This is a genomic window from Burkholderia territorii, from assembly GCF_902833055.1.
GTDB classification, from domain to species: Bacteria; Pseudomonadota; Gammaproteobacteria; order Burkholderiales; family Burkholderiaceae; genus Burkholderia; species Burkholderia territorii.
The window spans coordinates 46,318-71,279 of the sequence record NZ_CADFEJ010000011.1 but is presented as its reverse complement, the minus strand read 5'-3'; the positions used below and the strand labels follow the sequence as shown (position 1 = coordinate 71,279).

The following is a 24,962-nucleotide window of genomic DNA, read 5'->3' as shown; positions in this document are numbered from 1 at the left end:
TTCGAAACCCGTACGGCACGGGCGAACGGGGCAATATGTCGCAGTCGACGCGCGTGGCCGCGCGCGGCCCGCCCTCCGCCGGTTTCGCCCATCTCGATACGCAGGCGCGGTAAGATGCGCACAATTCCATTCTCGAAGCGGCGGCCGCGCGTTTGCCGGCCGCTCCTCAGACCATCGAATCGATGCAATCCGTTCCGGCTTCCCTGTCCCTGACCGATACCGCGTTCTTTTTCGACTTCGACGGCACGCTCGTCGAGCTGGCGCCGACGCCGGACAGCATTCACGTGCCGCCGTCGCTGCTGACGCTGCTCGACGAACTGCGGCGCCGCACGCACGGTGCGGTCGCTGTCGTGTCGGGTCGCGGCATCGACAATCTCGACACGTTCCTGAAAATGCCCGATCTGCCGATCGCGGGCCTGCACGGCGCCGAACGTCGCGATGCGAACGGCGACACGCAGCGTATCGGCTTCAACGACGAACGGCTGCTGCGCATCGAGCGCGAACTCGCGGCCATCGTCGACCGTCATCCGGGCATGCTGCTCGAGATCAAGGGCGCGGCCGTCGCGCTGCACTACCGCAACGCGCCCGAGCGCGAGCCGGTCGCGCGCGAAGCGGCCGAGCGCCTCGTCGCCGAATACGCGGATGCGTACGTGCTGCAACCCGGCAAGATGGTATTCGAGATCAAGCCGAAGGGCGTCGACAAGGGGCGCGCGCTGGCCGCGTTTCTCGACGAGCCGCCGTTCGCGGGCCGCATGCCGCTGTTCGCGGGCGACGACCTGACCGACGAGAAGGGCTTCGCGGTGGTCAATGCGCGCGGCGGCCTGTCGATCAAGGTCGGCGCGGGCGAGACGTCGGCCCGCACGCGGCTCGACTCGGTCGACGCATTGCACGAGCAGATCGCCCGCTGGCTTCACGCGGAGCAGCAAGGCGCATGAGTCGACTCATCATCGTTTCGAACCGCGTCGCCCCGATTTCGGAAGGCGAGCCGGCGGCGGGTGGTCTCGCGATCGGTGTGTACGACGCGCTGAAGGAGACGGGCGGCATGTGGTTCGGCTGGAGCGGCGAGGTGGTCGCGTCCGGTGCGCCGCAGATCCACATCGAGGAGCGCGGCCCCGTGACGTTCGCGACCGTCGGGCTGTCGCGCCGCGATTACGACCAGTACTACCGCGGTTTCTCGAACGCGACGCTGTGGCCCGCGTTTCATTACCGGGCGGACCTGATCCAGTACGATCGCCACGAGTTCGAAGGCTACGGCCGCGTGAACGTATGGCTCGCGCAGCAGCTCGTGCCGCTGCTGCAGGACGACGACGTGATCTGGGTGCACGACTATCACCTGATCCCGTTCGCACGTGCGCTGCGCGCGGCCGGCGTGAAGAACCGCATCGGCTTTTTCCTGCACATCCCGTTTCCGGCCGCGCAGGTGCTCGTCAACGTGCCGCCGCATCGCGAGCTCGTCGAGTCGCTGTGCGCGTTCGACCTGCTCGGCTTCCAGACCGAGCCGGACCTGCGCGCGTTCTGCGACTACATCGAATTCGAGGCCGGCGGCGAAGTGGCGCGCGAAGGGCGCACGATGCGCGTCAGCGCGTTCGGCAACACGCTGCGTGCGGCCGCGTATCCGATCGGCGTGTATCCGGACGAGATCGCGTCGCTCGCGCAGGCCGGCGAGCACGGCAAGGCCGCGCGCATGGCCACGTCGCTGCGCGGGCGCCAGTTGATCATGAGCGTCGACCGGCTCGACTATTCGAAAGGGCTCGTCGAGCGGTTCCGCGCATTCGAGAAGCTGCTGGAGCATCAGGCGTCGATCCGCAACCGCGTGTCGTTCCTGCAGATCGCGCCGTCGACGCGGGCCGACCTGCGCGCGTACCAGGACATCCGCCTGCAGCTCGAGGCGGAGTCGGGGCGCATCAATGGCCGCTACGCGGAGCTCGACTGGGCGCCGATCCTCTACATTCACCGCCAGTACGACCGGCAGGTGCTGGCCGCGCTGTATCGCCTCGCGCGCGTGGGCTTCGTGACGCCGCTGCGCGACGGGATGAACCTCGTCGCGAAGGAGTACGTGTCCGCGCAGAATCCGGAGGACCCGGGCGTGCTCGTGCTGTCGCGTTTCGCGGGTGCCGCGCGCGAACTCACGGGCGCGCTGATCGTCAATCCGATCGACATCGACGGGATGGCCGATGCGCTGTCGCAGGCGCTGACGATGCCGCTTGCCGAGCGGCGCGCGCGTTATGCGGACATGATCGCGCAGCTGCGCGAGAACAACGTGTCGGTGTGGCGCGACAACTTCCTGCGCGACCTGCAGCGCGTGTAACGCGCGCGCCGCGCGGCGGCGCTCGCGTGACGCCATGAAAAAAAGCCGCCGTGCCTGGTGCACGGCGGCTTTTTTTGTCGGCTGCGCGGCGCGGCGTCAGGCCACGCGTGCGCCGGTCGGTGTGGTGCCGTCGGGCACGTGATGGCGGCCGTGCTGCTTCGCAAGCAGGTCGCGGTACAGGCCCGGGCGGTTGCGCAGCACGTCGGGGCTGCCGTCGTCGATCACCTTGCCGTTGCTCATCACGATGATCCGGTCGAAGTTGCGCAGCGTCGACAGGCGGTGCGCGATCGCGATCACCGTGCGGCCGACCATCAGGCGGTCGAGTGCGCTCTGGATCGCTTCCTCGGATGCGCTGTCGAGTGCGGAGGTCGCCTCGTCGAGCAGCAGGATCGGCGCGTCCTTCAGGATTGCGCGCGCGATCGCGATGCGCTGGCGCTGGCCGCCCGACAGCTTCACGCCACGGTCGCCGACGATGGTGTCATAGCCTTCCGGCATCGCTTCGATGAACTCCGCGCAGCGGGCATCGCGCGCGGCCGCGAGCACTTCCTCGCGGGTCGCATCGGGGCGGCCGTACGCGATGTTGTCGTAGATGGTCCGGTGCAGCAGCGAGATGTCCTGCGGCACGAGCGCGATCGCGTGGCGCAGGCTGTCCTGCGTGATGGTCTTCACGTCCTGACCGTCGACCTTCACGGCGCCGTCCTGCGTATCGTAGAAGCGCTGCAGCAGCGCGAGCACGGTCGACTTGCCGGCGCCCGACTTGCCGATCAGGCCGACGCGCTGGCCCGGCTCGATATGGAGATCGAAGTGATCGAGAATCGCGCGGCGGTGCGGATAAGCGAACGTCACGCGCTCGAAATCGACGCGCCCGCCCTTGGCCGACAGCGGCTGCGCGTCGGAGCGATCGGGCATTCCGTGCGGCTCGAGCAGCGTCTTCACGGCTTCTGACAGGCGTGCGACGTGCTGCGTGACGTCGACGAGCGCGACCGCCAGATCGCGCGTGCCGTGCAGGATCGTGAAGCCGAGCGAGCTGACGAGCACGATGTCGCCGGAGGTCGCGCGGCCCTGGTCCCACAGCCACAGCGCCCAGCCCAGCAGGCCGGCGGACAGCATCGCGGTGATCACCGCGTGCAGCAGCCGCAGTTTCTCGAGATACAGCAGGCTTTGCTGGCGCGCGTCCATCTCGGCCTTCACCGTCGCGCTGAAGCGCTTCTGTTCGCGCAGCGTCATCCCGAACGCACGCACGAGGCCCATGTTGCCGATCACGTCGACGAGCTCGCCGTCGACCGCGGCGGCTTTCGCCGCGAACGCGTGATGGCGCGCGGAGCCGCGCCCGGCGAGCTTGAACAGCACGACCGAGAGCACGGCCGAACAGCCGAGCAGGCCGGCAGCCATCAGCGGGTTCACGACGATGATCATCAGGATCGCGCCCATCACTGCGATGCACGGCGGCAGCACGTTCCAGGCCATCGTGTTCTCGGACGTGTAGACGGCGTTCGACGTGGCCGTGATGCGGCTCGCGAGCGTGCCCGGCTGCTTTTCCGAGTAATACGTCGGCGAATGGCCGATCAGGTACTGGAACAGGTCGCGCCGCAGGTCGCCGGTGACCGCGACGAACGTGTGCGCGGCGACCCAGCCGCCGACGCGCCACAGCAGGTTGTCGGCCGCGATCAGCCCGACGAGCAGCGCGAATGCGCTCCACAGCGGGCCCGGATGATGGCGCCCGGTCGCGAGCACGTCGATCAGGTGCTTGATCGCATATTGCGAGCCGAGCGCGCAGCCGACGGCGGCCAGCACACTGCAGAGCACGATCAGGTGCGCGACGGGATGCAGGCGGATGTAGCGGAACAGGAACGCGATCGGCCGATGCGCGTAGCTCGACAGCTTCGCGTTGTGGGCGTTGCGCTGGGCAGGGGTGAGAGATTCCAAAATATGCGTGCGGTGATTCGGTGATTGAGCGGTTCGGCTGGATCGCAGCCCACGGGGCGCTCGGACTGAATAATCCGGCATTGTAAACAAGGCCGTGCATTGCGCTGCGCGAATTCTTGCGCTGGCCAGGGGCGCGCGGCCAATTTTGAGATAAAATCCGGCATCCTCATCCTGCCTGCCGCAGGCGCCGGAATTGCGACGCCGGCAGCGACGGGAGGACCCGGAACGCCAAAAGGGCCTTCCACTCTAGAACGGACGCCCAAGTCCGCGGGTTGCAAAGTGTTGCGCCTTTGTAACAAAGTAAAGTGTTTGAAATGTTGTCCGCCGTATCGGGATTAACCCTAGATAATCGGCTCCGGGTTCGAGTCCAGGTTTTTACGAACCCCTGTCAACGGGTCTTCGTTTCAAACGTTCTATGCCTGTCGCGTCGCCGACGCTCCTTGTGCAGCGCGGGTTCGACGCCCCCGGCAGGCTGATTCGTCCGATCTTCGGACGAAATGCATCCAGCCCGGACCGCCGGCAGGTTGCCGACCCATACCTGGTTTTTAGCCGATTTTTTAGGAGTTACGCATGCGAATCGCCCAAATCGCTCCGTTGCACGAAGCGGTGCCCCCGAAACTGTACGGTGGTACCGAGCGAGTGGTGTCCTATCTCACCGAAGCGCTCGTCGAGATGGGCCATGACGTCACGCTCTTCGCGAGCGGCGATTCGCAAACGTCGGCGAAGCTCGAAGCGTGCTGGCCGCAGGCGCTGCGCCTCGATCCGACGATCCGCGACGTGATGGCCCCGCACATGCTGCTGCTCGAGCAGGTGCGCCGCCGTGCGGAAGAGTTCGACGTCCTGCACTGCCATATCGACTACTACCCGTTCTCGCTGTTCTCGCGCCAGCCGGTCCCGCATCTGACGACGATGCACGGCCGTCTCGACCTGCCGGAACTCCAGCCGATCTTCAACGCGTTCAGCGACGTGCCGGTCGTGTCGATCTCCGACAACCAGCGTATTCCGCTGCCGCAGGCGAACTGGCTGTCGACCGTGTACCACGGCCTGCCGGAAAACCTGCTGACGCCGATCCCGAACGTGAAGCCGAGCTACCTCGCATTCCTCGGCCGCATCTCGCCGGAGAAGCGCGTCGACACCGCGATTCGCATCGCCGAGCAGGCCGGCCTGCCGATCAAGATCGCCGCGAAGCTCGACAAGGCCGACCGCGCGTACTACGAAGAGAAGATCAAGCCGCTGTTCGCGCTGCCGCACGTCGAGTACATCGGCGAAATCAGCGAGTCGGAAAAGACCGAATTCCTGGGCAACGCGCACGCGCTGCTGTTCCCGATCGACTGGCCGGAGCCGTTCGGCCTCGTGATGATCGAGGCGATGGCGTGCGGCACGCCGGTGATCGCGTTCAAGCGCGGTTCGGTGCCGGAAGTGATCGAGAACGGCGTGTCGGGCTTCGTCGTCGAAGACGAACTGTCGGCCGTCGCGGCGCTCAAGCGTCTCGATACGCTGCCGCGCGAGAAGGTGCGCGCCGCGTTCGAGGCACGCTTCTCGTCGAAGGTGATGGCGCAGAACTACGTGAAGGGCTACGAGGAACTGCTGCGCCAGAAGCGCCGCACGGTGCTGCGCGAAGTCAACGCAGGCTGATGCCGGCGCGCCGGCCGCGCAGCGGCTGAAGCCGTCATCGACGCCCCGTCCGGGTCCCCGGCGGGGCGTTGTCACATCTGCGGCGCGGATCTGTTGTATTCTCGCCGCGCCCGGCGCCGCGAACGGCCCCGGAAGCGGGACGGCACGCCATCCGGGCGTCTGTCCAGACGGTAATGTCCCTATAATGGCCGTGCCGTGAAATCCGGCCCCGCACGAACATCGAGAGGAGAGCAGTCTTGGCGAGATCGAAAACCACGCGCGCAGCGCCGGCCCCCGGCGCCGGCGTGATCTTCGCGTTGCGCGCGATCGGTCTCGTGCTGCTCGCGCGCTGGCTGTTCTCGATGTCCCAGATGGGCTATCGCGCGTCGCTGTCGGCGATGGTGTCGTCGCCCTGGGCGTTCGTCTATCTCGTGCTGATCTTCCTGCTGCTCGCGCTGCCGGGCGCTGCTGCGCGCGCCGAGCGGCCGTTCCATCCGCTGCCGCAATGGCTGCGTCAGGCGCTGCGCGTTTTCGCGCTGATCGGTTTCCTGTTTGCCGTGTGGTCGATCGGCGCGTTCGCATGGGCGGCCGGCTGGCGCCGTGCGCTGCACGCGGTGACGGCGACCAACGGCTGGCTCCTCGCGGCGCCGGCGCTGTATGCGGCGATCGTGTGGATGTGCCGCCCGCGGCCGCTGTGGCGCACCAATGTTGCCGCGCGCCGCTTCGCGGTCGGCCGCTACGCCATCTCGCTCGATACGCTCACGCGCACCGCGATCGTGTGGATGGAGAGCCGCAAGGTCGGCCAGTACGACGCGCGCGAACTGTCGGTACGCTGGCCGGGCCGCGGCGCGGCCGGCGCGGTCGAGCAGGCGGCGCCGGCGGCTGCCGTGCCGCCGCCTCGCGGCAGCCTGTTTCGGCGGCCGCAGGTGGAACTGCTGTGGGATTCGCCGGCGGCCGTCGGCCATAACCGGCAGATCGTGATGCGCGCACCGCTCGCGACCGAAGGCGACCGCGTCGCGGTGCTCGCGCTCGACGCTGCCCTCAAACAGATCGTCTGACAAGGCCTGCGCGGCGCGCGGGCGACACGGAGGCACGAATGATCGTTCGCTGGTTGCTGGCAGCCGTTCACCTGATGGCGTTCGGCGTCGCGTTCGCCGCGATAGCGGGGCGCAACCGCGCGCTGCGCCGGGTCATCGCATCGGCGCAGGCCGCCGACCTGCCCGGCGTGTTCAAGGCCGACGCGGCCTGGGGATTGTCCGCGCTGGTGCTGATCGCCACCGGGCTCACACGCGCGTTCGGCGGCTTCGAGAAGGGCGCCGCATATTACCTTCACGAGCCGCTCTTTCACGTCAAGATGACCGCGCTCGTGTTGATCCTGCTGCTCGAGATCGTGCCGATGCTCGGGCTGATCCGCTGGCGCATCGCCGCGCGGCAACGGCAAATGCCCGATCTGGGCCGCGCACGAACCTACGTGCGGATCGGCCACTGGCAGGCCATGCTCGTGATGGTCATCGTGTTCGCCGCGTCGGGAATGGCGCGGGGGATCGGGCTGGCCGGATAGGCTCAGCCGGCCAGGACTTTCGACCGGGCGGGCCGCCGCCCGGCGCGTCCCGCGCTCAGCGCACGAGGCACGGGCGCTTGTTGTTGAACGTCCATCCCGGAATCAGATACTGCATCGCGGCTGCATCGTCGCGCGCGCCGAGCGCATGTTGCTTGTACAGCTCGTGTGCGCGCGCGACCGCATCCATGTCGATGTCGACGCCGAGGCCCGGACGCTTCGGCACTTCCACGAGCCCGTTCTCGATCTTCAGCGGCTCGCGCGCCAGCCGTTCGCCGTCCTGCCAGATCCAGTGCGTGTCGATCGCGGTGACCTGGCCGGGCGCGGCGGCCGCGACGTGCGTGAACATCGCGAGCGACACGTCGAAGTGATTGTTCGAATGCGAACCCCACGTGAGGCCCCAGTCGCGGCACATCTGCGCGACGCGCACCGAGCCCTGCATCGTCCAGAAGTGCGGATCGGCCAGCGGGATGTCGACCGCCTGCAACTGCACCGCGTGGCCCATCTGCCGCCAGTCGGTCGCGATCATGTTGGTCGCCGTCGGCAGCCCGGTCGCGCGGCGGAATTCGGCCATCACCTCGCGGCCCGAGTAGCCGTTTTCCGCACCGCACGGATCTTCCGCATACGCGAGCACGTGATGCAGGTCGCGGCACAGCCGCACGGCCTCGTCGAGCGACCATGCGCCGTTCGGATCGAGCGTCACGCGCGCGTCGGGGAAGCGCTCGGCGAGCGCCGTCACGGCTTCGACCTCGCGTGCGCCTTCGAACACGCCGCCCTTCAGCTTGAAATCGTTGAACCCGTAGCGCGCATGCGCGGCTTCGGCGAGGCGCACGACCGCCTCGGGCGTGAGCGCGGCCTCGTCGCGTACGCGTGTCCAGTCGTCGGTCGCGTCGCGCCCGTCGCGATAGGGCAGCGCGGTTTGCTTGCGGTCGCCGACGTAGAACAGGTAACCGAGCATTTCGACGCGCTCGCGCTGCTGTCCCTCGCCGAGCAGGGCGGCCACGGGCACGCCGAGATGCTGGCCGAGCAGGTCGAGCAGCGCGGCTTCGAGCGCGGTGACCGCGTGGATCGTGGTGCGCAGGTCGAAGGTCTGCAGCCCGCGGCCGCTCGCGTCGCGGTCGGCAAAGGTACGCCGCACGTCGTTGAGCACCGCATGGTAGTTGCCGACCGGCTGGCCGACGACGAGCGCGCGTGCATCGTCGAGCGTGCGGCGGATGCTTTCGCCGCCCGGCACCTCGCCGACGCCGGTGCGGCCCGCGCTATCCTTCAGGATCACGAGGTTGCGGGTGAAGAACGGGCCATGCGCGCCGCTCAGGTTGAGCAGCATGCTGTCGTGGCCGGCGACCGGTATGGCTTGCAGCTCGACGATGCGTGGCGTGTCGTGGGTAGGCGAGGCAGTGACGGCGTTCATGGCGGCGATGGCGAAAGAGTGGGCGATGCCGTGCGGCAAAAGCTTTGCCGCGCGCGGCGGGAGGTGCGATCATTCGACAACCGACGTGCGCGGCGCGCAAGCCCGCATGTCGACAGCAACCCGACAGGGTGAGGGCGACCCGCTCGATGCCGGCGTCGCGGCAGACTGGAGCAAGCGCGGATGCATGCTTCGGCCGACCGTGAAACCGGGCGCCGGCAGCCGCGCGCAAGCGCGAATGCCGGCCGATCGCGAACCACGGGACCCGGCAGGCGCTCGTGCGCCGGCCTCGGTCGACAGGAGATCCGTGTCTCGATCATCAGTCGTCGGATGACTTGTGACGCAGTATAATGAATCATCGGCGTTCGCTCAAACCCCGCGTAAACCCTCGGCTCACATCACGATCATTCAAAAAGGAACCGGCCTCATGTCCGTGCCCACGCTTCCCGCAGCGCCGCGCCGTCGCGCACGCAGCCTCGCACAAGATGTCGTCGACGCGCTGACCGCGCAGATCGAAAACGGCACGCTGCGTCCCGGCGACAAGCTGCCGACCGAAACCGAAGTCATGGCGGCGCAGGGCGTCAGCCGCACGGTCGTGCGCGAAGCGATCTCGCGGATGCAGGCGAGCGGCCTCATCGAGACGCGCCATGGCATCGGCAGCTTCGTGCTCGAACCGACGCGCCGTCAGACGCTTGGCATCGATCCGGCGACCATCACGACGCTGCGCGACGTGCTTGCCGTGCTCGAACTGCGTATCAGCCTCGAAAGCGAATGCGCGAGCCTCGCCGCGCAGCGCGCGAACGATACCGACCTGGCCGCGCTGCGGCGTGCGCTCGATGCGATCGCGTCGGGGGCGGGCGGCGGCCGCGACACCGCGCAGCTCGATTTCCAGTTCCATCTGCAGATCGCGCAGTCCACCGGCAACCGCTACTTCGTCGACATCATGACGCAGCTGGGCGCGTCGATCATTCCGCGCACGCGCGTGAATTCCGCGCGTTTTGCCGGCGACGACCTCGAGCGCTATGTCGGCCGGCTCAATCACGAGCACGAAGACATTTACGAAGCGATCGCGCGTCACGACCCGGAAGCCGCGCGCGCCGCGATGCGCACGCACCTGACCAACAGCCGCGAACGGCTGCGCCGTGCGCACGAGGCGGCCGAGGCGGAGCGCGACACGCAGGCGGGCTGACGAGACGCTCCCCCGCGCGGCCCGCGCATCGCCGCGGGTTGCCGTGAATATCGTTAAAACATCAGTCGTCGTATGAGATCGGCGCTGACTGCGCCGATCGTTTTATTACCGGCTGCGCATCCCCAGGTACGCGCATCTCGCCAGAGAGGGCGAGGCCGTATCCGCGCCGTCGCGCGCGCGGGGCGGCCCGGCTATCCAGGCCGCCACTCCGCCCGATCAGCCCCCCTTCGTCACGATGGTCTTCCACGCACCGTTCTTCACCTGATACAGCGTCGACATCCCGCTCTTCAGCGAGCCATCATTCGCGAACGAGATGCGGCCGGTGACACCTTCGAAGTCGATTTTCTTCAACGCCGGGCGATAGACCTTCGGATCGGTCGAGTTGGCCGCCTGCATCGCCTTGATCGCCGCCCACGCCGCGTCGTAGCCGAACTGCGCATACGACAGCACGTCGACACCGAAGCGCTTCTTGAACCGCTGCTCGAAATCCTTGCCCTGCGGCAGCTCGTCGAGCGGCCGTCCGTATTCCCATGCCATCGCGCCTTCCGCGGCCGGGCCCGCGATCTTGATGAACTCGTTGTCCTTCACGCCGCCGCCGCCGACGAACTGCGCATTCAATCCGAGCTGGCGCATCTGCTTGATGAAGTTCGCGGCGAGCGAGTCGAGCCCGCCGAAGAAGATCAGGTCGGGGTTCTTGCCCTTCAGGCTCGTGATCTGCGCGCGGAAGTCGACCGCCTGGTTGCTGGTGAACTCGCGGCCGATGATGTTGCCGCCGGCTGCCTTCACCGCCTTCTCGAACTCGTCGGCCTCGCCCTGCCCGAACGCGGTGCGATCGTCGATGATCGCGATGCGCTTCGCCTTGGTGACGTCCACGGCGTATTTGCCGGCGTTGCCGGCGTTCTGGCCGTCGGTCGCGATCACCATGAACATGTTCGCGAGCCCGCGCGACGTGAGCGTCGGGTTGGTGGCGGCCGGATCGATCACCGGAATGCCGGCCTTGTCGTAGACCACCGACGCCGGGATCGTCGTGCCCGAGTTGAAGTGGCCGACCACCACCGACACGTTCTGGTCGACGAGCGCCTGCGCGGCCTGCACGCCGATACGCGGGTCGGCCTGGTCGTCCTGCACGACGAGGTTGAAGTGCGCGGGCTTGCCGGCGATCTGGATCTTCTGCGCGGCCGCGTCGTCGAGCGCGAGCTGCACGCCGTTCTGGAGATCCTTGCCGTAACCCGCGTTCACGCCGGTGAGCGGCGCGGCGAAGCCGATCTTGACGTCGGTCGAGTCGGCCGCCTGGGCGACCTGTTGCGAGAGGAGAGCTACCGCGGATACGACCGATACCGACAACAGGGAATGACGGAATTTCATCTTCGTTCCTCTTGTTCTTACACCAGCGGGTGGGTACCGCACGCAGCCGGCGGGCCGGATGCGTGCGACGGGCGGGCGGTTCGACCGCTTCTCGGAATCGGGCGGGGAGGTCGGCATGTTGGTGCTTCCCGGAAGAATCTCCCGTCAGGCTCTGCGAGGAGCCCCGATCGCCTCGATATATAGGTCGCCGATATGTGCGGGTCTTGGCGATTTGCCGCGCATTCGATGCGGATTTGCGCATAGCTTCCACGCGAGCGCGGGCGGCCGGTATCGGGAGTTTCCCGTCGCGGGCGCGGCGGGCAGGCAGGCGGGACAACGGCGGCGGTGCGGGGTACGGGCACGGCGCGGCCCGCCGGGGCCGCGCCGCGTCATGAGGGCCGTCAGTCGGACAGCGCGTCCGATGCGGCTTCGGCGTCGTCGTGTGCCGCGGTCGTGCGGATCAGCGGGTCGCTGGTGCTGGGGCGGCCGGTTTCGACGTGGCCCGCGAAGCGGCGCTGGAAGCCGAGCGGCTTGCCGTCGGTGACGGTCAGGTCGTACCAGCCGTTGCTGCCGCGCAGGTCCCAGTAGTCGTCGACGTGCGTTCCCGGCTTGAGCTCGAACTCACGCGCATGACCGTGGCCGTATGCGTTCGTCACCTTGAGCCGCACGGTCTTGTGGCCGCGGTTCATCAGGCGCAGCGTGATGTTGCCGTTCGCGACGTCGTAGCCGTAGATCACCTCGGGATTGACGCTCGCGGGGCCGACCGCCGACGCAGCGGGGCTGCGGAAGTGGCAATAGAAGCCGTTCGGGCCGTACACGTCGAGGTCGTACAGGCCGAGCGACGGCGCCGGGCTCCACGTGTCCGAGAGCCGCTTGCCGGCCTCGACCGTGTAGGTCCACGGGCCGTCGACGCGATTGCGCGCCTGAACCTGGAACGCCGCACCCGCGGTGCCGGTGTTCGCGAAGGTCAGCCGGAACTGGCCGCTCGCGTTGTCGATCCGGCCATGCACGAACAGTTCGTACGGCAGCGCGCGCGCCGGACGCAGGCCGGCCTCCTGCTTCGGCAGGTGCTGGACGACCGGCGGTACCGGGATGTAGTCGGGGTGACGGTTGCGGTCGGGCGGCGCGTAGCCGCTCGTGTCCGGGAGCTGCGGCCAGCTTGCGTCGGGGCTCGCGAAGTCGAACGCGGACGTCAGGTTGCCGCACACCGCGCGGCGCCACGGCGACACGTTCGCCGCGGTGACCGCGTATTGCCCGCCGAAGCGCGCTTCGATGAATTGCAGCAGTGACGTGTGATCGAAGGTCTGCGAGCAAACCCAGCCGCCCTTGGTCCACGGCGACACCACCAGCATCGGCACACGCGGCCCGAGCCCGTACGGGCCGGCCATGTGAGACGCGTCGCCGGCGAATACCTCGTTGGTCGTCGCGACCGTCGACAGCCCGTTGTCGCGCGACTGCGGCGCGAACGGCGGCTGCACGTGGTCGAAGAAGCCGTCGTTCTCGTCGTAGGTGATGAACAGCGCGGTCTTGCTCCACACGTCGGGATTCGACACGAGCGCCTTCAGCACCTGCTCGATGTACCACGCGCCGTAGTTCGCCGGCCAGTTCGGGTGTTCCGAGTACGCTTCCGGCGCGCAGATCCACGACACCTGCGGCAGCGTGCCGTTCTTCACGTCCTGCTGCAGGATGTCGAACAGCGTGCCGCCGGCGCTGATGTTGGTGCCGGTGCGCGCCTTGTCGTACAGCGGCGTGCCGGGCAGCGCGGTGCGGTACTGGTTGAAGTAGAGCAGCGCGTTGTCGCCGTAGTTGCCGATGTACGGGTTCTGCGTCCAGCCCCAGGAGCCGTTCGCGTCGAGCCCCGTGCCGACGTCCTGGTAGATCTTCCACGACACGCCGGCCTGCTCGAGCACTTCCGGATAGGTCGTCCAGCCGTAGCCCTTTTCCTCGTTGCCGAGCACGGGGCCGCCGCCCGTGCCGTCGTTGCCGACGTAGCCGGTCCACATGTAGTAGCGGTTCGGGTCGGTCGAGCTCGGGATTGCGCAGTGGTACGCGTCGCAGATCGTGAATGCGTCGGCGAGCTGGTAGTGGAACGGGATGTCGTCGCGCTTCAGGTACGCCATCGTCGTGGTGCCCTTGTTCGGCACCCACTGATCGTAGCGGCCCTTGTTCCATGCGGCGTGCATGTCCTGCCAGCCGTGCGGGAGGTCCTGCAGGAACTGCAGGCCGAGCTTGTCGGCGCCCGGGTGGAATGGCAGCAGCTCGGCCGGGCCGACCGGCTGATGGAACACCGACTTGCCGTTCGCGAGGCGTAGCGGGCGCGGGTCGCCGAAGCCGCGGACACCGCGCATCGTGCCGAAGTAATGGTCGAACGAACGATTCTCCTGCATCAGGATCACGATGTGTTCGATATCGCGGATCGTGCCGGTACGGCGGTTCGCGGGAATGGCGAGTGCATCGCGGATCACGGGCGGGAACAGGTTCAGCGCGGCGGCGCCGGCGGTGCCGGCGGCAACGCGCAGGAAGTCACGACGGTTCGATCGGGTCATGGTCGTTATCGTGCGTTAAAGGGGGAGCCGGTTGGCGGGACATGCGGAAAAAAGCGGGCGCGTCAACGGTGCAGGATGCGGCTGCGCCGGTCGTGCCGCCGCGAGCATAGCGGGGATTCGGTGTCATTCATGTGAAGTCCGAAAACGTTTGCACGGCAATCGGACGGAACGCACACGGCGCGGCGCCGACGATCGGGTTGCGGGGAGCGACGCGAGAGGCAGGGGCGGCGCGGGGGAAAGGCCCGAGAAGCGGGCCGGCGGCGATGCGTGGGCGTCAGGCGTCCGTGACCCACGCGCCGAACCATTCGCTCGGGCGGGCGATTTCATCCTGCGCGGCGACGAGTTCGAGCTCGTAGCGGCGCGCATCGTAGGTCGCCTTCACGACCGCGTGCACGGCCGCGAGCGTGTGCTCGAACGCGGCGCGCACCGAGTCGCCGCGCAGCCGGCGCGCGACGAAGATCGCGCTGGTGAGGTCGCCGACGCCGACCGGATGGCGCGGAAACGCATACAGCGGGCGCTGGCCGATCCACGCTTCGGTCTCGGTGACCGCGAGCATGTTGAAGCGGTCGGCCGGGCTGTTGCGGTCGTGCAGATGCTTGACGAGGATGATCTTCGGGCCGCGGCGGATCAGCGCGCGGCACGCGTCGACGGCTTCGGCGACGGTCTCGATGCGCCGCCCGGCGAGCTTCTGCAGCTCGGTGTGGTTCGGCGACATGCCGTCCGCGAGCGCCGGCATCTCCTGGACGATGAATTCCTCGACGCCCGGCTCGGGCCGGATGCCGCCCGTCTGGCCGAGCGCCGGGTCGCAGAAGTACCACGCGTTCGGGTTCATCGCCTTCACCGAGCGCACGATCTCGACGGTTGCGCGCGCCTGCGCCGGCGAGCCGACGAAGCCGGACAGCACCGCATCGCAGCGCTTGAGCGCGCCGATCGCCGCGACGCCGTCGACGAGCTGCTCCATCTTCGCGGCGTCGATCGCGCTGCCGGCCCAGTGACCGTACTGCATGTGATTCGACAGCTGGACGGTGTTGAGCGGCCAGACGTTGACGCCGAGGCGCTGCATCGGGAACACGGCCGCGCTGTTGCCGGCGTGCCCGTAGATGACGTGCGACTGAATGCTGAGGACGTTTTTCATGTGCGTTCGCCTGCAGGCGTTTCAGGGTCACGTCACAAGATACCCGAGATCGTCGCATGCGCGAAAGTCGCGCGGCGATCGACTGTTGCGCGCCGTCGTCAGCCTGACCGCGTAGAATCGCGGGGCGCGCAGCCGTCTGGCTGCCCGCGTGCATTTCCCCTTACCGTGAGCGCCATGCCTTCGATTTGCAAGATGTTGTCCCTCGCGCGCGCCGCCGTGCTCGGCGCGGGTGCCGTCGCCGCATGCGTGACGGCGGCCGCGGCCGCCGCACCGGCGCCGGCCGGTAACGACGGGCCCGCGTACGGCCCGCGCCTGGAAGGCTTCGCGTATCCCGAGCCGGTGCACCGCTACGCGTTCGTGTCCCAGCGCGAAACCCTCGAGATGATGTACATGGACGTGCAGCCGGCGCACCCGAACGGGCGCACCGTCGTGCTGCTGCACGGGAAGAACTTCTGCGCGGCGACGTGGGAGGACACGATCGGCGTGCTGAGCCGCGCCGGCTATCGCGTGATCGCGCCGGACCAGATCGGCTTCTGCAAGTCGTCGAAGCCCGAGCGCTACCAGTTCAGCTTCCAGCAGCTCGCGCGCAACACGCATGCGTTGCTCGAATCGATCGGCGTGAAGTCGGCGACGATCGTCGGCCATTCGACGGGCGGGATGCTCGCGATGCGCTATGCGCTGACGTACCCGAAGGCGACCGAGCAACTCGTGCTGGTGAACCCGATCGGTCTCGAGGACTGGAAGGCGCTCGGCGTGCCGCCGCTGTCGGTCGATTACTGGTATGCACGCGAGCAGAAGACGACGGCCGACGGCATCCGCCGCTACGAGCAGGCGACCTACTACGCGGGCAAGTGGGCGCCGTCCTACGAGCGCTGGGTGCAGATGCTCGCCGGCATGTATCGCGGCCCGGGGCGCGACGCGGTCGCGTGGAATTCCGCGCTGATCTACGACATGATCCTCACGCAGCCGGTGGTGTACGAACTCGGCGCGATCCGCGTGCCGACGCTGCTGCTGATCGGCGACAAGGACACGACCGCGATCGGCAAGGACGTGGCGCCGCCCGACGTGCACGCGAAGCTCGGTCGTTATCCGGAACTCGCCAAGCGCACGCAGGCGGCGATCCCCGGCGCGCAACTCGTCGAATTTCCCGCGCTCGGGCACGCGCCGCAGATCCAGGATCCGGACGCGTTCCACAAGGCGCTGCTCGACGGGCTGGCGGCGGTGCACCCGCAGTGACGCCTGCGCGGGCGGGCCGCGCCGGTCAGCGGGTTTCGTTCGCGAGTTCGTCGCGAATCTGCGCGGCCAGTTCGAACGAGCGCACCCGCGCGGCGTGATCGTAGATCTGCGCGGTGATGATGACTTCGTCCGCGCCCGTCTGCGCGATCCGGTCGCGCAGCTTGTCGCGCACCGTGTCGCGTGAGCCGACCGCCGCGAACGACAGCGCGTGCGCGACGTTCGCGAGTTCGAACTCGGTCGCCTCGAGCACGTCGACCGGCGGCGGCAGCTTGCCCGGCGTGCCGCGGCGCAGGTTGATGAACTGCTGCTGCAGCGACGTGAACAGGCGCCGGGCCTCGTCGTCGGTATCGGCCGCGAACACGTTGATCCCGACCATCGCATGCGGCTTCGGCCACGCGGCCGACGGCCGGTACTGCGCGCGATAGAGCTCGAGCGCGCGCATCAGGTAGTCCGGCGCGAAGTGCGACGCGAACGCGAACGGCAGCCCCAGCATCGCGGCGAGCTGCGCGCTGAAGAGGCTCGAACCCAGCAGCCACACGGGCACGTCCAGCCCCGCGCCGGGCACCGCGCGCACGCGCTGGCCGGGCACCGGTTCGGCGAAGTAGCGCTGCAGCTCGGCGACGTCGTCCGGAAACGAGTCGGCGCTGCCGATCAGGTCGCGGCGCAGCGCGCGCGACGTGGTCTGGTCGGTGCCGGGCGCGCGGCCGAGGCCGAGGTCGATGCGCCCCGGATACAGCGACGCGAGCGTGCCGAACTGCTCGGCGATCACGAGCGGCGCGTGGTTCGGCAGCATGATCCCGCCCGAGCCGACGCGGATTGTCTTCGTCGCGCCCGCCACATGACCGATCACGACGGCGGTCGCCGCGCTCGCGATGCCCGGCATGTTGTGATGCTCGGCGAGCCAGTAGCGCCGGTAGCCGAGGCGCTCCGCGTGCTGCGCGAGATCGACGGTGTTGCGGAACGCCTGGGCGGCGTCGGCGCCGGCGGGAATGGGGGCGAGGTCGAGTACGGAAAACGGAATCATCGGATGGCCTTCGAAGGGGAGGGGCGCGGTGATGCGCATGCGCAACAGATGCCGACGATTTTGCCAAAGGGTTCCGGAACGCGCTGGCGACGCGCCGATACCCATGCGCCTTTCAGGGGTGCAAGGTCGGGCCCGACGATCGTTGCAAGAATCGATGTAATCGCCGAATAATTACCAATCTTTACGGCGATTGGGCATGTCTTTGCATCGACGTACAAAATTCCACGAAACGTTTGATTTTCAAGACTGCAATATGCCTGCAAAGCGCTTACGCTAGCGTGAACGAGGTCGCACCGGAATGGTTCGCCGGCCGCGCAGCTTTGCCGAAATCGCACCAGTCCGTTTCGCGAGGCATCCGAGCGCGGGTGGGCGCGGGCTGTTAAAATCCGGCGCCTGTCCATGTTGTGCCGATGGTAGCCATTCGAATCTTCCCGCATCCCGTCCGGGCATCGCGCGAGGATGTGCGACGCGAAGCCGGGCATGGCCGCCTTCAGGGAATGGGCCGTGCCTCCCCATTACACAGACGCTGCTGGAACAAGGAGTCGGGTCGTGCCCGCGTTCGTTGCTGTCGGAATACCCAATCACGTTCAACCCGGTTCGATCGATCGGCAGCGCGCGCGCGTGGCCGGAGGGCGTCGCGCATGACGCCGGCCGTCACGTTGCTGGACTGGCTCCTGACCGTGTTTACGCTGGCCGCGGCCGGCTATGCGCTCGTGGCGGCGTTCGCGCCGCGTCCGCGCACGCCGCGCACCGCCGCGCGCGACGGCTTCGAGCCCGTCAGCGTGCTCAAGCCGCTGTGCGGCGCGGAGCCGCACCTGTACGAAAACCTCGCGACGTTCTGCGAGCAGCGCCACCCGCGCCATGAAGTGCTGTTCGGCGTCGCGTCGGCGGCCGATCCGGCGATCGCCGTGGTCGAGCGGCTGCGCGCCGATTATCCGGAATGCGACATCACGCTCGTGGTCGATGCGCGCGTGCACGGCAAGAACCTGAAGGTCAGCAACCTGATCAATCTGGCCGCGCGCGCGAAGTACGGCCGCATCGTGATCGCGGACAGCGACATCGCCGTGGAGCCGGATTACCTGGAGCGCGTGACGGCGCCGCTTGCCGATGCATCGGTCGGGGTCGTCACGTGCCTGTATCATGCGCGCAGCGTCGGCGGATTCTGGACGCGGATCGGCGCGCAGTTCGTCGATGCGTGGTTCGCGCCGTCGGTGCGGATTACGCACCTCGGCCGCTCGAGCCGCTTCGGCTTCGGCGCGACGCTCGCCCTCACGCGCGACACGCTCGACCGGATTGGCGGCTTCGCCGCGCTGAAGGACGAGCTGGCCGACGATTTCTGGCTCGCCGAGCTGCCGCGCCGCCTCGGGCGGCGCACCGTGCTGTCGGAGGTCGAGGTCGCGACCGACGTGATCGAGCCGTCGTTCGGGCCGCTCTGGCACCGCGAAACGCGCTGGCTGCGCACGATCCGTTCGCTGAATCCGGCCGGCTTCGCGTTCCTGTTCATTACGTTTACCGCACCGTGGCTCGCGATCGGCGCGGCACTGGCGCTGCGCCTCGACGGCACGGTCGCCGGCACGCTGGCGGGTGGCGCGGCCGTCGTCGGCGCGTTCGGGCGGCTCGTGCTGCACGCGCGCGGCGAGGACGGCTGGCGTGCATTCTGGCGCGACCTGCCGCTCGTCGCGGTGCGCGACACGCTGCTCGCGCTCGAATGGCTCGCGGCCGTGTTCGGTACGCACGTCGTGTGGCGCGGCGCGAGGATGACGGTCGTCGGCGGCGAGCGCGCCGCTGCGGCCGTGGAAGGCGGGGACGGCCGCTGACGTGCGTTCCCCACGGAACCGGCCACGCGCACGGTTCCGATCGAATCCGGCCCGAAGGCCGAGACGCGCCGCGCGGCCACGCCGGGCGACGCGACATGACAGAGAGGCGGGCGCCGGCAGGGCGGCCCGCGGTTGATTGACTGAATCGTTGAAACGAATCGAACTATGCAGGCTACCGGAGCATTCATGAAAACGCTGTTCTTGCAGGCCCCTTCGTATGACGGCTTCGACGGCGGAGCCGGCTCGCGCTATCAGGCGAAGCGCGAAATCCGTTCCTTCTGGTACCCGACGTGGCTCGCGCAGCCGGCCGCGCTCGTGCCGGGCAGCCGCGTCGTCGACGCGCCGGCCGACGGCCTGTCGGTCGAAGAGACGCTGAAGATCGCCAACGACTACGACCTCGTGATCATCCACACGAGCACGCCGTCGTTCCCGACCGACGCGATGTTCGCGCAGGATCTGAAGAAGATGAAGCCGTCGATGCTGGTCGGCATGGTCGGCGCGAAGGTGATGGTCGATCCGCACAACTCGCTCACGGCGAGCGAGGCCATCGACTTCGTGTGCCGCGAGGAATTCGACTACACCTGCAAGGAACTCGCGGAAGGCAAGCCGTTCGCCGAGATCAAGGGCTTGAGCTGGCGCGCGAAGGACGGCTCGATCGAGCACAACGAAGCGCGCCCGATCCTCGAGAACATGGACGAGTTGCCGTTCGTCGCGCCCGTCTACAAGCGCGACCTGAAGATCGACAACTACTTCATCGGCTACCTGAACTATCCGTACGTGTCGATCTACACGGGCCGCGGCTGCAAGTCGCGCTGCACGTTCTGCCTGTGGCCGCAGACGGTCAGCGGCCATCGCTATCGCACGCGCTCGGTCGAGAACGTGCTCGCGGAAGCGAAGTGGATCCGCGACAACATGCCGGAAGTGAAGGAGCTGATGTTCGACGACGACACCTTCACCGACGACCTGCCGCGCGCCGAAGCGATCGCCATCGGTCTGGGCAAGCTCGGCATGACGTGGTCGTGCAACGCGAAGGCGAACGTGCCGTACAAGACGCTGAAGGTCATGAAGGAAAACGGCCTGCGCCTGCTGCTGGTCGGCTTCGAATCCGGCGACGACCAGATCCTCGTGAACATCAAGAAGGGCGTGCGCACCGATTTCGCGCGCCGCTTCAGCGCGGACTGCAAGAAGCTCGGCATCAAGATCCACGGCACCTTCATTCTCGGCCTGCCGGGCGAGACGCAGGAAACGATCAAGAAGACGATCGAGTACGCGAAGGAAATCAATCCGCACACGATCCAGGTGTCGCTCGCCGCGCCGTATCCGGGCACGACGCTCTACAAGCAGGCCGTCGAAAACGGCTGGATGGAAGAGAACAAGACCATCAACCTGGTGAGCAAGGAAGGCGTGCAGCTCGCGGCGATCGGCTACGCGCACCTGTCGCGCGACGAGATCTATCACCACCTCGAGCAGTTCTATCGCGAGTTCTACTTCCGTCCGTCGAAGATCTGGGAGATCGTCCGCGAGATGCTGACGAGCTGGGACATGATGAAGCGCCGTCTGCGCGAAGGCGTCGAGTTCTTCCGCTTCCTGCGCGCGCACGAGGCCTGATTCGTGACGACACAGCGGGCGGCGCGGGCGCTGATCTTCACCGCGGACGACTTCGGGCTGCACCCGCGCGTCAACGCGGCGGTCGAGCGCGCGCATCGCGACGGCGTGCTCAACGCCGCGAGCCTGATGGTCGGCGCGCCCGCGGCGCAGGATGCGATCGAGCGCGCGCGGCGGCTGCCGTCGCTCGCGGTCGGCCTGCATCTCGTTCTCGCGGACGGGCCGGCCACGCTGCCCGCGCATGAAATACCCGCGCTCGTCGGCCCCGACGGGCGATTCGGCGACGCGATGGCGAAGGACGGCTGCCGCTTCTTCTTCCTGCCGCACGTGCGGGCGCAGTTGCGCCGCGAGATCCGCGCGCAGTTCGACGCGTTCGCGGCGAGCGGCCTGCCGCTCGACCACGTGAACGCGCACAAGCATTTCCACCTGCATCCGACCGTGCTGTCGATGATCATCGAGATCGGCCGCGACTACGGATTGCGCGCGGTGCGGCTGCCGTACGAAACGAGCGCGCCCGCGCTGCTCAAACCGTGGATCGCGCTGGTGCGCGCGCGGCTCGACCGCGCCGGGCTCGCGCACAACGACTATGTGGTCGGGATCGAGCATACGGGCGCGATGGACGAGGCCGTGCTGCTCGACGCGCTCGCGGCGCTGCCGCCCGGCGTCGGCGAGATCTACTGTCATCCGGCGGAAGCGGGCGACGGCCCGATCACGCCGACGATGGCCGATTACCGTCCGGTCGACGAGCTGGACGCGCTGCTGTCGCCGCGCGTTGCGGCCGCGCTGAAGGCCACGGGCGTCGCGACCGGCGGTTTTGCGGACGTATTCGGCCAGCCCTCGGCGCGGCGCGGTACGCACGCGTCGCGCGCAGCGGGGGTGCAGCCGTCATGACCCGATGGATCAAATGGCTCGGCTGGCCGATCGGCATCGGCATCCTGCTTGCGCTGGGGCTGCACGAAGGCATCGGCGACGTGACGCAGATGCTCGAGCGTGCCGGTTTCGCGCTGCTCTGGCTCGTGCCGTTTCACGCGCTGCCGCTGCTGCTCGACGCGTATGCGTGGCACCAGCTGCTCGACCGGCGTGCGTCGCTGCCGTTTCTGTGGTGGATCGCGACCGTGCGCGAAGCGGTGAACCGGCTGCTGCCCGTGGTCGGCATCGGCGGCGAGCTGGTCGGGATCCGGATGGCGCGCTGGCAGGTGCCCGACGCCAGCCGCGTGACCGCGTCGGTGATCGTCGAGGTGCTGGTGACGATCGTCGTCCAGTATGCGTTCGCGGCGCTCGGTCTCGTGCTGCTGCTCGCGACGACGCACGACATGGGCGGCGGCACGATCGGCCTTGCGCTGCTGCTGACGCTGCCGTTGCCGGTACTCGGCGTCGTGCTGATGCGGCGCGGCGGAATCTTCCATGCGATCGAGCGGTTCGCGGGGCGTCTGCTCGGCGATTCGCACCGGTTGCTGCAGGGCGTCGACGGCCGCCGCCTCGATGGCGACATCGACGCGCTGATGTCGCGCACGACGCTGCTGTTCAGCGCATTCTTCTGGCAACTGGCCGGTTATGTGCTCGGCGCGCTCGAGATCTACTGGGCGCTCGCGCTGCTCGGCCATCCGGTGTCGATCGGCGGCGCGATCGCGATCGAGGCGATGACGCAGGCCGTGCGTCATGCGGCGTTCATGGTGCCGGGCGGCCTCGGCGTGCAGGAAGCGACCGTCGTGCTGCTCGCGCAGATGTTCGGCGTCGATCGCGAGACGGCGCTGTCGCTGGCGCTGGTCAAGCGCGGCCGCGAGGTGCTGTTCGGCTGCGTCGCGCTCGGTTCGTGGCAGCTTGCCGAACTCGTGCGCACGCGGCGCCGGATCGGCGGCGCACGGGCGGTGGCGCAGGCGCCGCAAGCGGTGCGCCGCGAAGCCGAGACGCACACCGAAACCATGCATTGAACACGAGACGGGCCACGCGCCCGTCTCGCGCTTTTGGCGTTGCGCGGGTATCCTTGCCGCGTGTTTTCTCGACGCGCATTTCTTCCGATGATTTTTCGTTTCCGGCTGCTTCCCGTGACGCTGCTGGCCGCCGCGCTGGCACTGACCGGCTGCGACGACAAGCAAGGCAATCTCGACGTGCAACGTATCAGGGACTTTTTCAACGCGATCAAGCCGGCGCCGCTGCTGCTCAAGGGGCTGAAGGCCGGCGTATCGACCGAAGCCGACGTGCGCGCCACGATGGGCAAGCCCGAGACCGAGCGCACGTTCACCGACGGCTCGAAGCGCCTCGAATATCCGCGCGGCCCGATGGGCAACCAGACCTGGTTCGTCGACCTCGACGCGAGCGGGCACTACACGGGCGCGACGCAGGTGCTGACCGCCGAGAATTTCGCGAAGGTGCGTCCCGGGATGAACGAGGACGAGGTGCGGCGCCTGCTCGGCAAGCCGGGCGACATCGCGCAGTACCCGCTGAAACCGGAGACGGTGTGGAGCTGGCGCTGGCTCGAGGACGGCGTGAACACCGACGCGTTCTTCAACGTTCATTTCGGCCCGGACGGGCTTGTCTATACGACTTCGCGCTCCGACATCCTGAAGGGGCGGTGAGAACGCCCGCGGCGCTATATCGAAAAAGCGACCGGAAAATTGCAAAAAGTCCGCTTCCCTGCGTGTCATCCGACTGTCAGGAAGCGGCTTTTTTCCTTTTGAAACAGTGGCGTAGGCCGTGCCGGCAAATGGTGGGACGAATTGCTGCGACGCAGCAATCGCGCGCACGGTGATTTGAGGCAATCAATTTCGCTTGCGACTATCCGCGTCAGCCCGGCGCGGGAAGGCATGCGCGCCGGTGTTCATATCAACACTGGAGACGCGCGTGTTCCTTTACGGCTTTGGTCCCGTCCTCTGGGCCGGCACCGTGCAGACCATCGAGCTGTCGGTGCTGTCCCTTGCCACCGCGGTGGCGCTGGGGCTGATCGGCGCGGTGGCGAAGCTGTCGCACAACCGGGTGTTGCGAGCGATCGCGACCGGTTATACGACGCTGATCCGCTCGGTGCCCGATCTCGTCCTGATGCTGCTGCTGTTCTACAGCATCCAGATCTGGCTGAACCAGTTCACCGACCTCGTCGGCTGGGACCAGATCGACATCGATCCGTTCGTCGCCGGCGTGCTGACGCTCGGCTTCATCTACGGTGCGTACTTCACCGAGACGTTTCGCGGAGCCTTCCTGTCGGTGCCGCGCGGCCAGCTCGAGGCGGGCGCGGCGTACGGGATGAGCGGGATGCGCGTGTTCGTGCGGATCATGTTTCCGCAGATGATGCGTTTTGCGCTGCCGGGCATCGGCAACAACTGGCAGGTGCTCGTCAAGGCGACCGCGCTGGTGTCGATCATCGGTCTCGCGGACGTCGTGAAGGCCGCGCAGGACGCCGGCAAGAGCACGTTCAACATGTTCTTCTTCATCCTCGTCGCGGCGCTGATCTACCTTGCGATCACGACCGTTTCCAACCTCGTGCTGATCCAGCTCGAGAAGCGTTATTCCATGGGCGTGCGGCACGCAGAACTATGATCGAGATCCTCCAGGAATTCGGCCAGGCGTTCCTTTACTGGGACGGCCAGCGCCTCTCCGGCCTTGCGGTGACGCTGTGGCTGCTCGTCGCGTCGATCTCGCTCGGCTTCGTGTGCGCGGTGCCGCTCGCGGTCGCGCGCGTGTCGAAGAAGAAATGGCTGTCGATGCCGGTGCGGTTCTACACGTATGTATTCCGCGGCACGCCGCTCTACGTGCAGCTGCTGCTGATGTACACGGGCATGTACAGCCTCGAGTTCGTGCGGTCGCATTCGTTGCTCGACGCGTTTTTCCGCAGCGGCTTCAATTGCGCGATCCTCGCGTTCGCGCTGAACACCTGTGCGTACACGACCGAGATCTTCGCCGGCGCGATTCGCGCGATTCCGCACGGCGAGGTCGAGGCGGCGCGCGCTTACGGGATGTCGCCGTTCACGATGTACCGCCGGGTGATCCTGCCGTCGGCGCTGCGCCGCGCGCTGCCGCTGTACAGCAACGAGGTGATCCTGATGCTGCACGCGACCACCGTCGCGTTCACGGCGACCGTGCCCGACATCCTGAAGGTCGCGCGCGACGCCAATTCCGCGACCTACATGGCGTTCCAGTCGTTCGGAATCGCCGCGCTGATCTATCTTGCGGTATCGTTCGCACTCGTCGCGGCATTTCGCCGGGCGGAGCGCCACTGGCTCGCGTATCTCGCGGCCGGCCGTCATTGATTTCACTTCGA

At 67.7% G+C, this 24,962-nt stretch carries 20 protein-coding genes; 14 read left to right on the top strand and 6 right to left on the bottom strand.

All coding sequences use genetic code 11. The features are described 5' to 3' along the window. Positions 1-182: 182 nt before the first annotated feature. Both otsB and otsA read left to right on the top strand, forming a co-directional pair. Complete coding sequence (gene otsB / locus HW466_RS19295; protein WP_059502836.1) at positions 183-935, top strand: trehalose-phosphatase; 753 nt, start codon at positions 183-185, stop codon at positions 933-935. Beyond that, positions 932-2,308 carry an alpha,alpha-trehalose-phosphate synthase (UDP-forming) gene (otsA, locus tag HW466_RS19290; RefSeq protein WP_059447664.1) on the top strand — a complete coding sequence of 459 codons (1,377 nt, stop codon included), beginning with the start codon at positions 932-934 and terminating at the stop codon, positions 2,306-2,308. The genes otsB and otsA overlap by 4 nt, the downstream gene beginning before the upstream one ends. A gap of 96 nt (positions 2,309-2,404) precedes the next feature. On the opposite strand, the gene HW466_RS19285 is transcribed toward otsA, so the two are convergent. Further along, complete coding sequence (locus HW466_RS19285; protein WP_059447663.1) at positions 2,405-4,234, bottom strand: ABC transporter ATP-binding protein; 1,830 nt, start codon at positions 4,232-4,234, stop codon at positions 2,405-2,407. Positions 4,235-4,804: 570 nt separating this feature from the next. Here HW466_RS19285 and HW466_RS19280 point away from each other — a divergent pair. The 3 genes from HW466_RS19280 (at position 4,805) to HW466_RS19270 (ending at position 7,409) form a co-directional block, all read left to right on the top strand. Beyond that, a complete protein-coding gene (locus HW466_RS19280; protein WP_044844742.1) occupies positions 4,805-5,869 on the top strand; it encodes a glycosyltransferase family 4 protein in 1,065 nt (354 codons plus the stop codon). Between the two features lie 236 nt (positions 5,870-6,105). Continuing rightward, complete coding sequence (locus tag HW466_RS19275; protein WP_174905852.1) at positions 6,106-6,906, top strand: hypothetical protein; 801 nt, start codon at positions 6,106-6,108, stop codon at positions 6,904-6,906. A 38-nt stretch (positions 6,907-6,944) separates the two neighbouring features. Then, on the top strand, positions 6,945-7,409 hold the full coding sequence (locus HW466_RS19270) for a DUF2214 family protein (protein ID WP_059447661.1): 465 nt from the start codon (positions 6,945-6,947) through the stop codon (positions 7,407-7,409). 55 nt (positions 7,410-7,464) lie between these two features. Here the strand turns inward: HW466_RS19270 and gudD are convergent, their stop codons facing one another. Further along, positions 7,465-8,817, bottom strand: coding sequence for a glucarate dehydratase (gudD, locus tag HW466_RS19265; protein ID WP_151006241.1), 1,353 nt, complete (start codon positions 8,815-8,817; stop codon positions 7,465-7,467). Positions 8,818-9,241: 424 nt separating this feature from the next. Here gudD and HW466_RS19260 point away from each other — a divergent pair, with 424 nt between their 5' ends. Further along, complete coding sequence (locus HW466_RS19260) at positions 9,242-10,003, top strand: FadR/GntR family transcriptional regulator (RefSeq protein ID WP_059502827.1); 762 nt, start codon at positions 9,242-9,244, stop codon at positions 10,001-10,003. A 216-nt stretch (positions 10,004-10,219) separates the two neighbouring features. Here the strand turns inward: HW466_RS19260 and HW466_RS19255 are convergent, their stop codons facing one another. The 3 genes from HW466_RS19255 to pdxY form a co-directional block, all read right to left on the bottom strand. Next, positions 10,220-11,368, bottom strand: a complete 1,149-nt coding sequence (locus HW466_RS19255) for a branched-chain amino acid ABC transporter substrate-binding protein (protein ID WP_059447659.1) — start codon at positions 11,366-11,368, stop codon at positions 10,220-10,222. 380 nt (positions 11,369-11,748) lie between these two features. Next, positions 11,749-13,893 (bottom strand): phosphocholine-specific phospholipase C, encoded by a 2,145-nt coding sequence (locus tag HW466_RS19250; protein ID WP_059771660.1) that lies wholly within the window; start codon positions 13,891-13,893, stop codon positions 11,749-11,751. Between the two features lie 274 nt (positions 13,894-14,167). After that, positions 14,168-15,028: a pyridoxal kinase PdxY gene (gene pdxY / locus HW466_RS19245; RefSeq protein ID WP_059447657.1), complete on the bottom strand. Its 861-nt coding sequence runs from the start codon at positions 15,026-15,028 to the stop codon at positions 14,168-14,170. 174 nt (positions 15,029-15,202) lie between these two features. On the opposite strand from pdxY, the gene HW466_RS19240 reads away from it, so the two are divergent. Then, positions 15,203-16,264 carry an alpha/beta fold hydrolase gene (locus HW466_RS19240; protein WP_059447656.1) on the top strand — a complete coding sequence of 354 codons (1,062 nt, stop codon included), beginning with the start codon at positions 15,203-15,205 and terminating at the stop codon, positions 16,262-16,264. 25 nt (positions 16,265-16,289) lie between these two features. On the opposite strand, the gene HW466_RS19235 is transcribed toward HW466_RS19240, so the two are convergent. Next, the gene (locus tag HW466_RS19235; protein WP_059447678.1) at positions 16,290-17,288 is read right to left on the bottom strand and encodes an LLM class flavin-dependent oxidoreductase; all 999 of its coding nucleotides are present in this window, start codon (positions 17,286-17,288) and stop codon (positions 16,290-16,292) included. A 641-nt stretch (positions 17,289-17,929) separates the two neighbouring features. Here HW466_RS19235 and hpnI point away from each other — a divergent pair. The 7 genes from hpnI to HW466_RS19200 all read left to right on the top strand — a co-directional run bounded on the left by hpnI (position 17,930) and on the right by HW466_RS19200 (position 24,951). After that, positions 17,930-19,105, top strand: a complete 1,176-nt coding sequence (hpnI, locus tag HW466_RS19230; protein WP_174905851.1) for a bacteriohopanetetrol glucosamine biosynthesis glycosyltransferase HpnI — start codon at positions 17,930-17,932, stop codon at positions 19,103-19,105. A gap of 165 nt (positions 19,106-19,270) precedes the next feature. Next, positions 19,271-20,713: a hopanoid biosynthesis associated radical SAM protein HpnJ gene (gene hpnJ, locus HW466_RS19225; protein WP_315970400.1), complete on the top strand. Its 1,443-nt coding sequence runs from the start codon at positions 19,271-19,273 to the stop codon at positions 20,711-20,713. 3 nt (positions 20,714-20,716) lie between these two features. Next, positions 20,717-21,601 (top strand): hopanoid biosynthesis-associated protein HpnK, encoded by an 885-nt coding sequence (gene hpnK, locus HW466_RS19220; RefSeq protein ID WP_174905850.1) that lies wholly within the window; start codon positions 20,717-20,719, stop codon positions 21,599-21,601. After that, positions 21,598-22,641, top strand: coding sequence for a lysylphosphatidylglycerol synthase domain-containing protein (locus HW466_RS19215; protein WP_059502818.1), 1,044 nt, complete (start codon positions 21,598-21,600; stop codon positions 22,639-22,641). The genes hpnK and HW466_RS19215 overlap by 4 nt, the downstream gene beginning before the upstream one ends. 87 nt (positions 22,642-22,728) lie before the next feature. Further along, on the top strand, positions 22,729-23,286 hold the full coding sequence (locus HW466_RS19210) for a hypothetical protein (protein WP_059545250.1): 558 nt from the start codon (positions 22,729-22,731) through the stop codon (positions 23,284-23,286). A gap of 265 nt (positions 23,287-23,551) precedes the next feature. Next, positions 23,552-24,241 (top strand): ABC transporter permease, encoded by a 690-nt coding sequence (locus HW466_RS19205; RefSeq protein ID WP_009690868.1) that lies wholly within the window; start codon positions 23,552-23,554, stop codon positions 24,239-24,241. After that, on the top strand, positions 24,238-24,951 hold the full coding sequence (locus HW466_RS19200) for an ABC transporter permease (RefSeq protein ID WP_059447650.1): 714 nt from the start codon (positions 24,238-24,240) through the stop codon (positions 24,949-24,951). The genes HW466_RS19205 and HW466_RS19200 overlap by 4 nt, the downstream gene beginning before the upstream one ends. Positions 24,952-24,962 lie beyond the last annotated feature (11 nt).